Source organism: Lutibacter profundi (genome assembly GCF_001543325.1).
Taxonomy (GTDB): Bacteria; Bacteroidota; Bacteroidia; order Flavobacteriales; family Flavobacteriaceae; genus Lutibacter; species Lutibacter profundi.
In genome coordinates, this window is sequence record NZ_CP013355.1 from 1,539,942 (window position 1) to 1,553,290 (window position 13,349).

At 30.5% G+C, this 13,349-nt stretch carries 13 protein-coding genes; 8 read left to right on the forward strand and 5 right to left on the reverse strand.

Annotation, left to right across the window (positions count from 1 at the left end; all coding sequences use genetic code 11):
- Positions 1-119: 119 nt before the first annotated feature.
- The 5 genes from Lupro_RS06825 (at position 120) to Lupro_RS06845 (ending at position 5,613) form a co-directional block, all read left to right on the forward strand.
- Positions 120-1,535 carry a M20 family metallopeptidase gene (locus Lupro_RS06825; protein ID WP_068207773.1) on the forward strand — a complete coding sequence of 472 codons (1,416 nt, stop codon included), beginning with the start codon at positions 120-122 and terminating at the stop codon, positions 1,533-1,535.
- Positions 1,536-1,686: 151 nt separating this feature from the next.
- Positions 1,687-2,853 (forward strand): NAD(P)/FAD-dependent oxidoreductase, encoded by a 1,167-nt coding sequence (locus Lupro_RS06830; protein ID WP_068207775.1) that lies wholly within the window; start codon positions 1,687-1,689, stop codon positions 2,851-2,853.
- Between the two features lie 38 nt (positions 2,854-2,891).
- Positions 2,892-4,223: a cytochrome ubiquinol oxidase subunit I gene (locus tag Lupro_RS06835; protein ID WP_068207778.1), complete on the forward strand. Its 1,332-nt coding sequence runs from the start codon at positions 2,892-2,894 to the stop codon at positions 4,221-4,223.
- Between the two features lie 3 nt (positions 4,224-4,226).
- Complete coding sequence (cydB, locus tag Lupro_RS06840; RefSeq protein WP_068207782.1) at positions 4,227-5,300, forward strand: cytochrome d ubiquinol oxidase subunit II; 1,074 nt, start codon at positions 4,227-4,229, stop codon at positions 5,298-5,300.
- Positions 5,301-5,313: 13 nt separating this feature from the next.
- Complete coding sequence (locus tag Lupro_RS06845; protein ID WP_068207784.1) at positions 5,314-5,613, forward strand: hypothetical protein; 300 nt, start codon at positions 5,314-5,316, stop codon at positions 5,611-5,613.
- A gap of 215 nt (positions 5,614-5,828) precedes the next feature.
- Here Lupro_RS06845 and Lupro_RS06850 read toward each other — a convergent pair whose 3' ends face one another.
- The 5 genes from Lupro_RS06850 to Lupro_RS06870 all read right to left on the reverse strand — a co-directional run bounded on the left by Lupro_RS06850 (position 5,829) and on the right by Lupro_RS06870 (position 9,079).
- Positions 5,829-6,650: a TPM domain-containing protein gene (locus tag Lupro_RS06850; protein WP_068207788.1), complete on the reverse strand. Its 822-nt coding sequence runs from the start codon at positions 6,648-6,650 to the stop codon at positions 5,829-5,831.
- Positions 6,650-7,087: a TPM domain-containing protein gene (locus tag Lupro_RS06855; protein WP_068207791.1), complete on the reverse strand. Its 438-nt coding sequence runs from the start codon at positions 7,085-7,087 to the stop codon at positions 6,650-6,652. Before Lupro_RS06855 ends, Lupro_RS06850 begins: the two co-directional genes overlap by 1 nt.
- Positions 7,087-7,695, reverse strand: a complete 609-nt coding sequence (locus Lupro_RS06860) for a LemA family protein (protein ID WP_068207793.1) — start codon at positions 7,693-7,695, stop codon at positions 7,087-7,089. Before Lupro_RS06860 ends, Lupro_RS06855 begins: the two co-directional genes overlap by 1 nt.
- Before the next feature lie 77 nt (positions 7,696-7,772).
- A complete protein-coding gene (locus tag Lupro_RS06865; RefSeq protein ID WP_068207795.1) occupies positions 7,773-8,108 on the reverse strand; it encodes a MerR family transcriptional regulator in 336 nt (111 codons plus the stop codon).
- Positions 8,108-9,079 (reverse strand): M23 family metallopeptidase, encoded by a 972-nt coding sequence (locus tag Lupro_RS06870; RefSeq protein WP_068207797.1) that lies wholly within the window; start codon positions 9,077-9,079, stop codon positions 8,108-8,110. The genes Lupro_RS06865 and Lupro_RS06870 overlap by 1 nt, the downstream gene beginning before the upstream one ends.
- 225 nt (positions 9,080-9,304) lie before the next feature.
- On the opposite strand from Lupro_RS06870, the gene alaS reads away from it, so the two are divergent.
- From alaS to Lupro_RS13160, 3 genes are all read left to right on the forward strand, one after another.
- The gene (gene alaS / locus Lupro_RS06875; RefSeq protein ID WP_068207800.1) at positions 9,305-11,917 is read left to right on the forward strand and encodes an alanine--tRNA ligase; all 2,613 of its coding nucleotides are present in this window, start codon (positions 9,305-9,307) and stop codon (positions 11,915-11,917) included.
- Positions 11,918-12,016: 99 nt separating this feature from the next.
- Positions 12,017-12,961, forward strand: a complete 945-nt coding sequence (locus tag Lupro_RS06880; RefSeq protein ID WP_068207803.1) for a GSCFA domain-containing protein — start codon at positions 12,017-12,019, stop codon at positions 12,959-12,961.
- 89 nt (positions 12,962-13,050) lie between these two features.
- Positions 13,051-13,293: a response regulator transcription factor gene (locus tag Lupro_RS13160; protein ID WP_227807499.1), complete on the forward strand. Its 243-nt coding sequence runs from the start codon at positions 13,051-13,053 to the stop codon at positions 13,291-13,293.
- The last annotated feature ends 56 nt before the right edge of the window (positions 13,294-13,349 follow it).

Genomic DNA, 13,349 nt, shown 5'->3' on the forward strand with positions numbered 1-13,349 from the left:
AATTGCCTATCTTTAATTTGTGCTTAATTTTTAGCACCATCAATCATATAAATAAATTACTTTTTTGGTCAGTTCAATATTTATAGTATATTTATTTCCACAAACATAATTTGATAATAATGAACACTAAAATTTTAGTATTAGCTTTATTTTGTTCTCTTTTGACTTTTGGTCAAAAAAACAATACCATAAAAGATTTAAATAATAAAAAAGATTTCTATAGTACAATTGCACAAAAGATATGGGGTTATGCTGAAATGGGTTATCAAGAAGAAAAAAGCGCAGCCCTATTAGAGCAAACACTTAGCGATGAAGGCTTTAAAATAAAAAAAGGAGTTGCTGGTATGCCTACTGCTTTTATAGCCGAATATGGAAAAGGCAAGCCAATTATTGCTATTTTAGGAGAATTTGACGCATTACCTGGTCTTTCCCAAGAGGCTATTCCTGAAAAAAAATCTGCTCACAAAGCAGCAGGACATGCCTGTGGTCATCATTTGTTTGGAACAGCTTCGGTGGCTGCATCTATAGCAGTTAAAAATTGGTTGAAAACTAACAATATAAAAGGAACTATTCGCTTTTATGGATGCCCTGCAGAAGAAGGTGGTTCAGGAAAAGTTTATCTTGTAAGAGAAGGGTTATTTAACGATGTTGATGCTGTATTACATTGGCATCCAAATTCTGTAAATGAAGCTAACGCAGGAGCTTCTTTAGCCAATAAATCGGCTAAATTTAGATTTTACGGTGTTTCTGCACACGCTGCAATTTCTCCAGAAAAAGGAAGATCTGCTTTAGACGCTGTTGAAGCTATGGATATGATGGTTAATATGATGAGAGAGCACATTCCTCAGGAAGCTCGTATTCACTATGTTATAACAGATGGCGGAAAAGCACCTAATGTAGTTCCAGATTTTGCTGAAGTATACTACTATGCCAGACATAATAATAGGGAAACTGTAATTGAAATATTTGATAGAATTGTAAATGCAGCAAAGGGAGCCGCATTAGGAACAGGAACTACTATGGATTATGAAATGATTGGTGGAACTCATGAATTATTACCAAACCTAACCTTACAAGAATTAATGTATAAAAATTTAGTAAAAATTGGGGGAATAACTTATACTGATGAAGAAAAAATATTTGCTCATAAAATTGCTAAAACTTTAGGTTTAGAAAAGGCAAACTTAGAAGCTGCAAAAATAGTTCAGCCGTATAAAAGTAAAGGGAAACCTTTTGGCTCTACCGATGTTGGAGATATTAGCTTTACCGTTCCAACCGCAGGAATGAGTAGTGCTACTTGGGTACCTGGAACGCCCGCTCATAGCTGGCAAGCTGTAGCAGCTGGAGGTACTAATATTGGCTACAAAGGCATGATGGTTGCAGCAAAAACAATTTCTTTAACAGCCATTGATTTATTTTTAGATAATTCAATAATTAAAAAAGCAAAAGAAGAATTTTACATAAAAAGAGGTGAAGATTTTAAATATATTCCTCTTCTTGGTGATAGACCTCCCGCATTAAATTACAGAAGATAATTTTATAAAACAATTCGACTATTAAAAAACACCGTACGCTATTTTATTTTATTTTCTGTAATCTTATATACTTTACTCTGTAATTTATTTTACAAAACTAAATTGTTTATCTCCTTACTTTTGAAATCAATTTAAAATTTCAGAAAAAAGAATGAAAATTTTAGTCTTAGGTGGTGGTTTTGCAGGTGTTGAAGCAACCATAAAACTTAGAAAATACGGGTACAATGTAACATTAATTTCAGATAGAGATTATATGTTTATTTATCCTGTGTCTATATGGATTCCTGTTGGAAAACGGAGTTTTGAAGACACCAAACTCAATCTTTTTGATTTACAAAAAAAACATGGATTTAATCTTGTAATTGAAAAAATTACAAAAATTGATATTGAAAATCAACAAATAGTTACCAACAAAACTATACATGAATACGATTATCTTTTTATTGGCTTAGGAATGAGTAAAGTTTATATAAAAGGAATGGAACATACACATTCTATATGCGGTAAACCAAGAGAGTCTATAACCATTAAAAATGAATTAGAAAAATTAGTTACTAAAGGTAGTGGATCCATAAATGTTGGTTTTGGAGGGAATCCCAAAGACCCTACATCCACTACCGTTAGAGGTGGGCCTGCTTTTGAACTATTGTTTAATATTAGCCATTACCTTAATAAAAAAGGATTGAGAGACAAATTTAAACTTACCTTTTTTGCGCCAATGGCAGAACCAGGAAAACGAATGGGTAGGAAAGCTTATAAAAATATGGACTCATTTTTTGAACACTACCATGTAAATACTCATTTTGGCAAAAAAATTAAAGAATTTACAAAAAATGCTATTACTTTTATAGATAATACACAATTGGATTCAGATTTAACTTTATTTATTTCTGGTGGAGATGGCATGAATTTAATTAAAAATACTAGCTTGCCTCAAAATGAGACAGGTTTTGTAAAAATAAACGAACTTTGCAGAGTAGAAAACAAAGACAACGTATATGTAATTGGTGATGCGGCGGCTATTATAAATCATCCATGGGCGGCTAAACAAGGCCATATTGCTGAAGTAATGGCAGATGTAAGTACTTACAATTTTCACAATACCATAATAGCTAGTGGAAAACGTAAAAGTTATTGGGAAAAATTACATATTATTTGTGTTATGGATAGTGGAGATGGCGCTGCATTTGTAATGCGTACTGCTAAAAAAGAAATAATGATACCTTTGCCAATAGTAGGTCATTGGTTAAAAAAAGGTTGGGGTTGGTACTATAAACAGAGTAAAATGAAACGTATGTTCCGTATTCCTGGAATGTAACAAAATTAATAACTACCTTTAAAAATATAGATATAGATATGGAAGACATGATTTTTTATGATAGATTGCAATTTGCTTTTACTATCACTTTTCACTACATATTTCCCCAATTAACAATGGGTTTATCTTTACTAATTGTTTATTACAAATGGCGATTTTTAAAAACTAACATTGTAAAATATAATAATGCCGCTAAATTTTTAATGAAAATATTCGCTATTAATTTTACAATGGGAGTTGTTACCGGAATTCCTATGGAATTTCAATTTGGAACCAACTGGGCTAAATTTTCTGAACTTACAGGTAGTATTATAGGCCAAACATTAGCTATGGAAGGTTTATTTTCATTCTTTTTAGAATCTACATTCTTAGTATTGTTCATTTTTGGTGAAAAACTAATGGGACAAAAATTACATTTTTTAACAGGCTTTTTAGTTTTTTTAGGCTCTTGGGCGAGTGGATATTTAATTCTAGCTACCAACGCTTGGATGCAGCACCCAGTGGGTTATGAAATTTTAGAGAATGGTAAATTTGTACTAGAAAATTTTTCAGCATTATTTAGTAATCCTTGGCTGTTACCAGCTTTTTTACATAATCAAATTGCATCTCTTGTTACTTCTTCATTTGTAGTTGCAAGCATTGGTGCTTTTTATATATTAAGAAATAAAAACATTGAGTATGGTAAGCTTTTTTTAAAAACGGGAGTCATATTTGGCCTAGTCTCAAGTTTACTCCTTGCTTTTCCAACAGGAGATTGGAATGCTAAAAATGTAGCTAAATATCAACCTGCCTCATTTGCTGCAATGGAAGGGATTTTTAAAACTGAAGAAAAAGGAGCAGAAATTGTACTTATTGGACAACCTGATATGGTTCAAAAAAAATTAGACAATAAAATAGCCGTTCCAAATATTCTTAGTTTTTTAACATATCAAGAATGGGATAAGCAAATTCCAGGGATGGATCAATTTAAAAAAGAAGAATTACCCGATAATATTCCTGCACTCTATTATTCTTATCATATTATGGTTGGTTTAGGAACTATTTTTATGGCTATAATGGGCTTAGCCGTTTTCTTTTTATGGAGGAGAAGATTATTTTCTATGAAACCATTACTATGGGTAATTATGTTTTTAGTACCATTTCCTTACATCGCAAATTTAACAGGTTGGTACGTTGCTGAACTAGGTAGGCAACCTTATTTGGTTTACGGATTATTAAGAACATCTGAAGGCGTATCACCTACAGTTTCATCAGGTAATACTTTATTTACATTATTAGGGTTTGTAGCCTTATATATGCTACTAGGTTTGCTATTTTTAGTACTTGTAGGAAAAACTATTCACCATGGGCCAACACCTCAAAAACATTAAATTATGGAAGTATTTTGGTATATTATAATAGCAATTGTTTTAACTATTTTTTTTATTCTAGATGGTTATAATTTCGGAACAGGCATCATACATTTATTTTTAGCTAAAACAGAAAAAGACAAAGAAATAATTACAAAAAGTGCAGGTTTATTTTGGGATTTTAATGAAGTATGGCTTGTTGCTGGTGGAGGACTCCTTTTTATGGCATTCCCTACATTTTACGCTTCCGTTTTTAGTGGATTTTATTTACCCTTAATCATCGTTTTATGGTTAATTATTTTTAGAGCTATCGGTCTAGAATTTAGGAGTCAGTTTAATTATCAAATGTGGAAAGACATTTGGGATAAATCTTTTGGTGTTTCCAGTTTATTATTAGCATTATTTTTTGGAATAGCTTTAGGAAATGTTGTTAGAGGTGTTAATTTAGGAGGAATTGAAAATGGTATTGCTGCATTTGAAGGACACTATTTTTTCTTACCATTATGGAATAGTAGTTTTAGTCCGCTAAGTGAAACACCAGGTGTTATTGATTGGTTTACTATTATAATTGGTTTAATTTCAGTAGTTACTTTAGCAATTCACGGAGCAAATTGGATTATTTTAAAAACAAACTCTTCTATAAATAACAAACTTAAATCTGTGATATTTAAGTTGAATATATTGTTGTTCATTTTAACTGTAATTTCATTATTTGTTTGGCAAATAGTGAATCCTAATTCTTTAGATAACTTTTTTGATAAGCCTTATTTAATAGTATTCCCGGTTATTTATTTTTCTGGATTATTTGGGCTATTTTTTATTAAAAAATTAAAAAAAGACATCCATGGATTTATCTTATCAACATTAGTTATTTTTGGTGGTATTACCTCATCTTTAGCTTCATTATTCCCTGTAATTTTACCTTCAACTCATAAACAAAATGAATCGCTTACAATATACAACACCGCAGCTCATGAATATGGTTTATCGGTTGCTTTAGGTTGGGGTATTATTGGTATTATACTTGTTATTGTGTATTTAATTACTCAAAACAAATTACTGAGTGGAAAAATAGACAACATGGATTATGGGCATTAAAAAGTAGTATTTTATGACACCAACCATAATTTCGTTAACTAGTATCCTTATTGGAATATCTGGAGCTAATCTAGCTGGGTATATATTCAAAACATATTCTTTAGGTAGTATTGGAAATACAATTGCGGGCGTATTTGGAAGTGCTTTTTTTATAAAATCATTTGGACGGTTAGGTTTTGATCCAATCTCCATAGTGAAATTAGGAGATATTAATTACAATTTGTTAATTATCAATTTTTCAGTATCATTTTTAGGCGGTGTTGTTGCAGTTATTTTAATTTATAAATTAAAAACGGTAATGAATAAAGAATGATATAATTAATAGTATTTTTTCTAATAAAAAAACACGAAGAACTAAATTATGTAAATAGCAATACTAACAAACAATAGAAAAATAATTACAAAATACACAATTTATTTGTAGACAGCATTCACCTTATGTACAATTACCAAACATTAAGAGTTATTATTTTTTATTTAACTTCTTTTATTTGCCCAAAATTTAAATACTTTCTGAAATTACACTGATTACCAGCCTCCTCCGGCACCACCACCACTAAAACCTCCACCTCCAAAACCACCTCCGAAGCCTCCGCTTCCAAAGCCACCTCCAGAACTTCCGCCTCCAAAACTACCACTTCCAAAACTACCTCTTCCTGCACCGCTTAAAAGAATGGCTGTTAAAATATCTGACGCTGTGGAGTTTCTTCTATTCCCTCTGTTATTACCGCCTCCTTTATTTTTTTTAGAAAATAGAATCATTAAAATAATAAAAATAATAACGGGCGCTATAAACCCTGAAAAGCTTTTTGATTTACCTTTTTTATTCGTCTGCTTATTTTTAAAAGTTCCATTTAAAACTTCAAATATAGCATCAGCTCCTTTGTTTAAACCTGCGTAATAATCTCCTTTTCTAAATTCTGGAATAATAATGTTTCTAACAATTGTACCTGTTATACCAGCCGTTAGTTTATATTCTACTCCATAACCAGGAGATATCCATATTTTTCGCTCTTTTTTAGCTAACAAAATAAAAACACCATTATCTTCTTTTGCTTGTCCAATACCCCATTTGTGTGCCCATTTAGGTGTTAAAATCCCAATATCTTCTCCTTTAATGGTTTCAACTGTAACCACAACTATTTGTGTTGATGTTGAGTCAGAGTATTTGATTAACTTATTTTCTAAAGCAGCTTTTTGCGAAGCAGACAACAATTTAGCATAATCATATACACTTGTTTGTAATGTTGGTTTTTCAGGTATTGTAAACTGACCAAAAGCAACTTGAACTAATAATATGGCAATTAAAAATGTACTGTATTTTTTAAATAATCTGTTTATTGAAGTCATTATCCTTTAGAAATTTCATCTGACAATTCATTAGTATCATTTGTTTGGTATGGAAAATAGTTCTTTAATTTTTCTCCAACTTCAAGTATTCCAAGTTCCAACCCTTTTGCAAATTCTTTTTTAGCAAAATGCGATAACACAATCTCTTTAGTTGTATCCCAAAAGCTACTAGTTACTTTATTATGAATACCTTCATCACCAATTATAGCAAATTGTTTACTTTCAATTGCTACGTATAATAGTACCCCATTTTTAAGTTGTGTTTCGTTCATTTTTAAAAGATGAAAAACCTCTAATGCTCTATCTATTGGAGGTTTATCTGATGCCTTTTCTATATGAACACGTATTTCTCCTGAAGTATTTTTTTCAGCAACTTTAATTGTTTGAATAAGTTTCTGTTCTTGCTCTTTTGTTAAAAAATCTTCAACTTCAGCCATTATTTCTTATTGTTAAAATCAAATTTAACCTCTGGTGCTTTTTCAGCTCCTGGTTCAGAATCAAAATAAGCTTTTCCTTCAAAATTGAAAATACTTGCCAAAATAGAATTTGGAAAAGTTTTTACATGATTATTATATGGTTTTATAGCTTCATTAAAACGTGTACGAGCTGTTAAAATTTGGTTTTCTGTGCTAGCCAGTTCATCTTGTAATTTTAAAAAACTTTGATTTGCTTTTAAATCTGGATAACGTTCAACTGTAACTAATAAACTTTTTAAAGCTCCACTTAACCCTCCTTGAATTTTATTGAAATTTGCCAATTGTTCAGGTGTTATATTTGAGGGATCAATTGTAACAGATGTTGCTTTTGCTCTTGCTTCAATTACAGAAGTTAACGTAGATTTCTCAAAATCGGCTGCTCCTTTAACTGTATTAACTAAATTTCCTATTAAGTCACTTCTGCGTTGGTAAGCTGTTTGAACATTCCCCCAACTTTCCGATACATTTTCATTTAATTTTACGGCTGTATTATTGAAACCTACAGCCCAGCTGTATATCCCAAAAACAACAACGACTATAATTATTAACGGTAATAACCACTTTTTCATTATGTTTTGTTTTAGTTTTTATAATTCTATTATATTCGTGTTAAAAATACTCATTTGTTACAAATTAACAATATTATTTATCCATTAATCTGATCTTTTATTTTAATGAGTTTTGCTTTAATGGCCTCTAGACGTATAATAATGTCAAGGTTATTTTTAATATTTTTCGGATTCTCTTTCATTTTACTTTTAGCACCTTCTAGGGTAAATCCTTTCTCTTTAACTAGATGATAGATTAACTTTAAATTTTTGAGATCTTCTTCGGTAAATAATCTATTTCCTTTCTTATTCTTTTTTGGTTTTAAAATATCAAATTCTTTTTCCCAAAACCGAATATGAGAAGTGTTTAACCCAAATGCCTTGGCTACTTCTCCAATTTTATAGTATCTTTTTTTAGGTAAATTTATATGCATTAGTCTAATGATTGTCCTTCAATTTGAGCTGCTTTTTGCATTGCTTCAAATTCTTCAGGAGATAAGTTTCCATAGTAAAAATTAATAGGGTTTATTTTTCTGCCATTTTTATGAACTTCGTAATGTAAATGGGGGCCTTGAGAACGACCGGTTGTACCTACAAATCCAATTAAATCACCTCGTTTAACATGTTGCCCTCTTCTAACATTATATTTACTTAAATGTGCATACAACGTAATATATCCAAATCCATGGTCTATCTCAATATGTTTACCAAAGCCAGAGGCTCTTTGATCGGCTCTTTTTACTATACCATCTCCAGTTGCATAAATAGGAGTTCCACTTGGTGCCGAAAAATCCATTCCATAATGTTTTTTTCTAGCTTTTGTAAACGGATCGGTTCTCCAACCAAAACCAGAAGCCATACGTGTTAAGTCTTCTTTTTTAACAGGTTGTATAGCGGGGATTGCAGCCAGTAACTTCTCTTTATTTTCAGCCAAATTAACAATTTCATCCAATGACTTTGATTGAATATACAATTGCTTAGATAAAATATCCATATTTTTAGTAACATCAATAATCATTTCTGAATTATCAAACCCTTCTAATGCTTTGTATCTATTAATACCTCCAAAACCTGCTTTTCTCCGTTCTTCAGGTATTGGGTTCACTTCAAAATACAACCGATAAATATTATTATCTCTATCCTGAATTTCTTTTAAAATACTTTCAAGTTGAACTATTTTTTTACTGTGTAATTCCTCATTTAATTTTACAAACTCTAATTCTCTACTAAGTTCTTTCTCTTTTGGTGATTCAAAAAAAGGTGTAAAAACTACAAATCCCAAAATCATAAATATAAAAGCCGAAATAATTGTTAGTAAAAAGTTTTTAAGTTTATCTCTTTTTTTAATCTTAATCTTTTGATAAGAAAGCGTATCTGAATCGTAATAATATTTTACTTTCGCCATGTGTATAAATTATATTATTTTTGCATCGTGAAAAATGCCATATTATTTTATGAATTATATGGCGTACAAAAACAAATTTACAAAATGTTTTACAAAAGTTGTAGAACACTTATTTTTTAGCATATAATTAACAAATGAAATAGCTCTAAATAAAATTTTAATAAAATATAATATTATTAAATTGAGCTATTCCTTTTGACCTATAAAAACATTAAGATATTACAAATGAAATCACAACAAGTTCGTCAACAATTTTTAGACTTTTTTGCTTCAAAAAAACACACAATAGTACCATCTTCTCCAATGGTACTTAAAAATGACCCTACCCTGATGTTTACAAATGCAGGTATGGTTCCTTTTAAAGAATTTTTTTTAGGGCAAAAAACAGTGAAAGATAAACGTGTTGCTGATTCACAAAAATGTTTGCGCGTTTCTGGAAAACACAACGATTTGGAAGAGGTTGGAAAAGACACCTATCATCATACTATGTTTGAAATGCTTGGCAACTGGAGCTTTGGAGATTATTTTAAAAAGGATGCTATTGACTGGGCTTGGGAATTATTAGTTGATGTGTTAAAAATTGATAAAGATTGTTTGTATGTTACTGTTTTTGAAGGGGAAAAAGAAGAAGGATTGGCTTACGACCAAGAAGCCTACAATTATTGGAAAAAGCATATTAGTGAAGACCGAATTATTAACGGTAATAAAAAAGATAACTTTTGGGAAATGGGTGCTCAGGGGCCTTGTGGTCCTTGCTCTGAAATTCATGTGGATATTAGATCTGATGAGGAAAAAACAAAAATTTCAGGAAAAAGCTTGGTGAATATGGATCACCCTCAAGTGGTAGAAATATGGAATTTAGTTTTTATGGAATTCAATCGCAAGGCCGATGGTTCCTTAGAAAAGTTACCTGCTAAACATGTTGATACTGGAATGGGGTTTGAACGTTTATGTATGGTTTTACAGCACAAACAATCTAACTATGATACTGACGTTTTTACACCATTAATTAGAGAAGTTGAAGCAATTACGAATACTAATTATGGCAAAAATGAAGAAATAGACATTGCTATCCGGGTTATTGCAGACCATGTTCGTGCAGTAGCTTTTGCCATTGCAGACGGGCAATTACCATCAAATACAGGTGCTGGATATGTTATTAGACGTATTTTAAGAAGAGCTATTAGATATGGGTTTACTTTTTTAAACAAAAAAGAACCTTTTATTTATAAATTAGTTTCTACTCTTAGTAAGCAAATGGGAGATTATTTCCCTGAAATAAAAGCACAAAATCAATTAATTACCAATGTAATTAAAGAAGAAGAACATTCTTTTTTACGCACTCTTGAACAGGGTCTTATTTTATTAGATGGTATTATAAAAAGCACCAATGGCACAAAAGTTTCTGGTAAAAAAGCCTTTGAATTGTATGATACTTACGGTTTTCCTATAGATTTAACTTCGTTAATTCTCTCTGAAAAAGGAATGACTCTAAATGAAGATGAATTTACCGATGAATTAGAAAAGCAAAAAAATAGATCAAGAGCTGCAGCAATTGTGGAAACTGATGATTGGATTCTTTTGATAGATGATAACGAAGAAGAGTTTGTAGGGTATGATATTCTTGAAACGAATGTGAAAATAACCCGCTATAGAAAAATATCTTCAAAAAAATATGGAGATTTATATCAATTGGTATTTAATTTAACTCCTTTTTATCCTGAAGGAGGTGGGCAAGTTGGAGATAAAGGGTATTTAGAAGCTAGTAACGGAAATGTAATTTATATTGTTGATACCAAAAAAGAAAATAATTTAATTATTCATTTTGCTAAAAGTTTACCAAAAGACCCTACACAAACTTTTAAAGCTGTTGTTGATAAAAAACAACGTTATAGAACTGCTTGCAATCATTCTGCAACTCACCTTTTACACCAAGCTTTACGAGAGGTTTTAGGAACACATGTTGAACAAAAAGGATCAGCGGTTCACTCAAAAAATCTACGCTTTGATTTTTCGCATTTTTCTAAACTTTCAAGTGATGAGATTCAAGCCGTTGAAGATTTTGTAAATGCGCGTATTGAAAGTAAAATACCTCTAAAAGAATTTCGAAATATTCCCATGGAAGTTGCCCAAAAAAAAGGAGCTATGGCTTTGTTTGGCGAAAAATATGGAGATACCGTTCGTGCAATTCAGTTTGGAAATTCTGTAGAATTATGTGGAGGTACTCATGTACAAAACACGGGAGATATTTGGCATTTTAAAATAATTTCTGAAAGTGCCATTGCTGCAGGTATTAGACGTATTGAGGCTATTACAAATGATGCTGTAAAAGAATACTATTCTGAAAATAACAAGATTTATAACAACCTAAAAGTGTTACTTAAAAATCCTCAAAATCCACAAAAGGCTATTACCGATTTACAAGAAGAAAATACATCATTAAAAAAACAATTGGAAATTTTATTAAAGGATAAAGCTAAAAATTTAAAAGGAGAATTAATTCAGAAGGTAGAAAACATTAACGGGGTTAATTACTTAGCTAAAAAGTTAGATTTAGATCAAAATAGCATTAAAGATTTGGCTTTTGATTTAGGTAATAAAATTGAGAATTTATTTCTATTAGTAGGTACGGAGAGGGAAGGAAAAGCCTTTTTAACATGTTTCATTTCTAAAAATTTAGTTGAAGATAAAAAACTAAATGCTGGACAGGTAGTTAGAGAACTAGGAAAATTAATCCAAGGTGGTGGTGGTGGTCAACCTTTTTTTGCAACTGCTGGAGGTAAAAATCCAGAAGGAATTGAAAAAGCACTGGAAGAAAGTAAAAGATATATTTTATAAATGTATATCCTTACGAAGAGTGAAACAATGAAGTAGTCTCACACAAATAAACAAATTGCCACAGCAAATTATTATTTGACTCGCAAAGACAAAATTACCATGAATTTCAGAACTAACATACAACTTCAAAAAGAGCGTAATCAAATAGATTATAATTCTAAATTGTTGCTAATTGGTTCTTGTTTTTCAGAAAATATTTACCATAAATTAAACTACTTCAAGTTTAATGCTTTTAGCAATCCGTTTGGAATTTTATTCAATCCTATTGCTATTGAAGCGTTAATTTCAAATGCTATTAATCAAAAAGAATATACCAAAAAAGATGTTTTTCAACTAAATGAGCGCTGGAATTGTTTTGATGCACATTCTAATTTGAGTTCTATTGATAAAGTTGAATTGTTAAGTAATTTAAACAATGCAATTACTTTAACTAATCATCAATTAAAAAAAGCAACACATATTATTATTACATTGGGAACTTCATGGGTTTACAGGTTTATTGAAACTGACACAATTGTGGGGAATTGTCATAAAGTACCTCAAAAAAAGTTTTTAAAAGAGTTGCTTTCTGTGGAGGAAATCAATGCTTCTTTAGAAAATATGTGTGCACTTATAAAAGATTTTAACCCAACAATAAACATCCTTTTTACAGTAAGTCCGGTAAGGCATTTAAAAGATGGTTTTGTTGAAAATTCTGTTAGTAAAGCGCATTTATTAGCTGCAATTCATCAACTAGGAGATAAAAGGAAACAGCTATATTACTTTCCTTCTTATGAAATTATGCTAGATGATTTACGTGATTATCGTTTCTATACTAGCGATATGGTTCATCCTAACGAAACTGCTATTAATTATATTTGGAATCAATTTCAAAAAATTTGGATTGATGAAAAGGCATCTTCAATTATGAAAGAAGTGAATACCATTCAAAAAGGATTGGGACACAAACCTTTCAATCCTACTTCCAAACAACACCAACAATTTTTAGTTCATTTAAAGCAACAAATTACTTCTTTGAAAAATAATTACAATATTACATTTTAGAAAAATAGAGCATTTGACGTATTGCTTTAAAAGCATTCAATTTATTACGAAACCCCACCTTATTTAAAATTGATAGTTTAGTTGAGAAAATAAAACTTACCAATAGAGAAACCGATATTTTAGAACATTTAAGCAATGGTTTAATTTATAATGAAATTGCTGAAAATTTATTTATTTCTCCTTCCATCGTGAGAAAACACCTTGAAAATAGGTACAAGAAATTACAAGGCCATAATAGAATAGAAGCTGTATATAAAGCTAAAAAATATAGAATAGCTCCATTTTTAAATGAAACATTAGCCTTTATAAGGCTGTATTTTATTAATAATTAAATTCGTATTATCTAAAAAGAGAAGTTTTCACTTCTCTTTTTAGATTTAGATTGTTA

Excerpts from the sequence above, each read along its gene's own strand:
- Lupro_RS06825 (WP_068207773.1), top strand. The coding sequence starts at position 120 with ATGAACACTAAAATTTTAGTATTAGCTTTATTTTGTTCTCTTTTGACT.
- cydB (WP_068207782.1), top strand. The coding sequence starts at position 4,227 with ATGGAAGTATTTTGGTATATTATAATAGCAATTGTTTTAACTATTTTT.
- Lupro_RS06855 (WP_068207791.1), bottom strand. The coding sequence starts at position 7,087 with ATGGCTGAAGTTGAAGATTTTTTAACAAAAGAGCAAGAACAGAAACTT.
- Lupro_RS06865 (WP_068207795.1), bottom strand. The coding sequence starts at position 8,108 with ATGCATATAAATTTACCTAAAAAAAGATACTATAAAATTGGAGAAGTA.
- Lupro_RS06870 (WP_068207797.1), bottom strand. The coding sequence starts at position 9,079 with ATGGCGAAAGTAAAATATTATTACGATTCAGATACGCTTTCTTATCAA.
- alaS (WP_068207800.1), top strand. The coding sequence starts at position 9,305 with ATGAAATCACAACAAGTTCGTCAACAATTTTTAGACTTTTTTGCTTCA.
- Lupro_RS06880 (WP_068207803.1), top strand. The coding sequence starts at position 12,017 with ATGAATTTCAGAACTAACATACAACTTCAAAAAGAGCGTAATCAAATA.
- Lupro_RS06860 (WP_068207793.1), bottom strand. The coding sequence starts at position 7,695 with ATGAAAAAGTGGTTATTACCGTTAATAATTATAGTCGTTGTTGTTTTT.
- Lupro_RS06850 (WP_068207788.1), bottom strand. The coding sequence starts at position 6,650 with ATGACTTCAATAAACAGATTATTTAAAAAATACAGTACATTTTTAATT.
- Lupro_RS06835 (WP_068207778.1), top strand. The coding sequence starts at position 2,892 with ATGGAAGACATGATTTTTTATGATAGATTGCAATTTGCTTTTACTATC.
- Lupro_RS06830 (WP_068207775.1), top strand. The coding sequence starts at position 1,687 with ATGAAAATTTTAGTCTTAGGTGGTGGTTTTGCAGGTGTTGAAGCAACC.
- Lupro_RS06845 (WP_068207784.1), top strand. The coding sequence starts at position 5,314 with ATGACACCAACCATAATTTCGTTAACTAGTATCCTTATTGGAATATCT.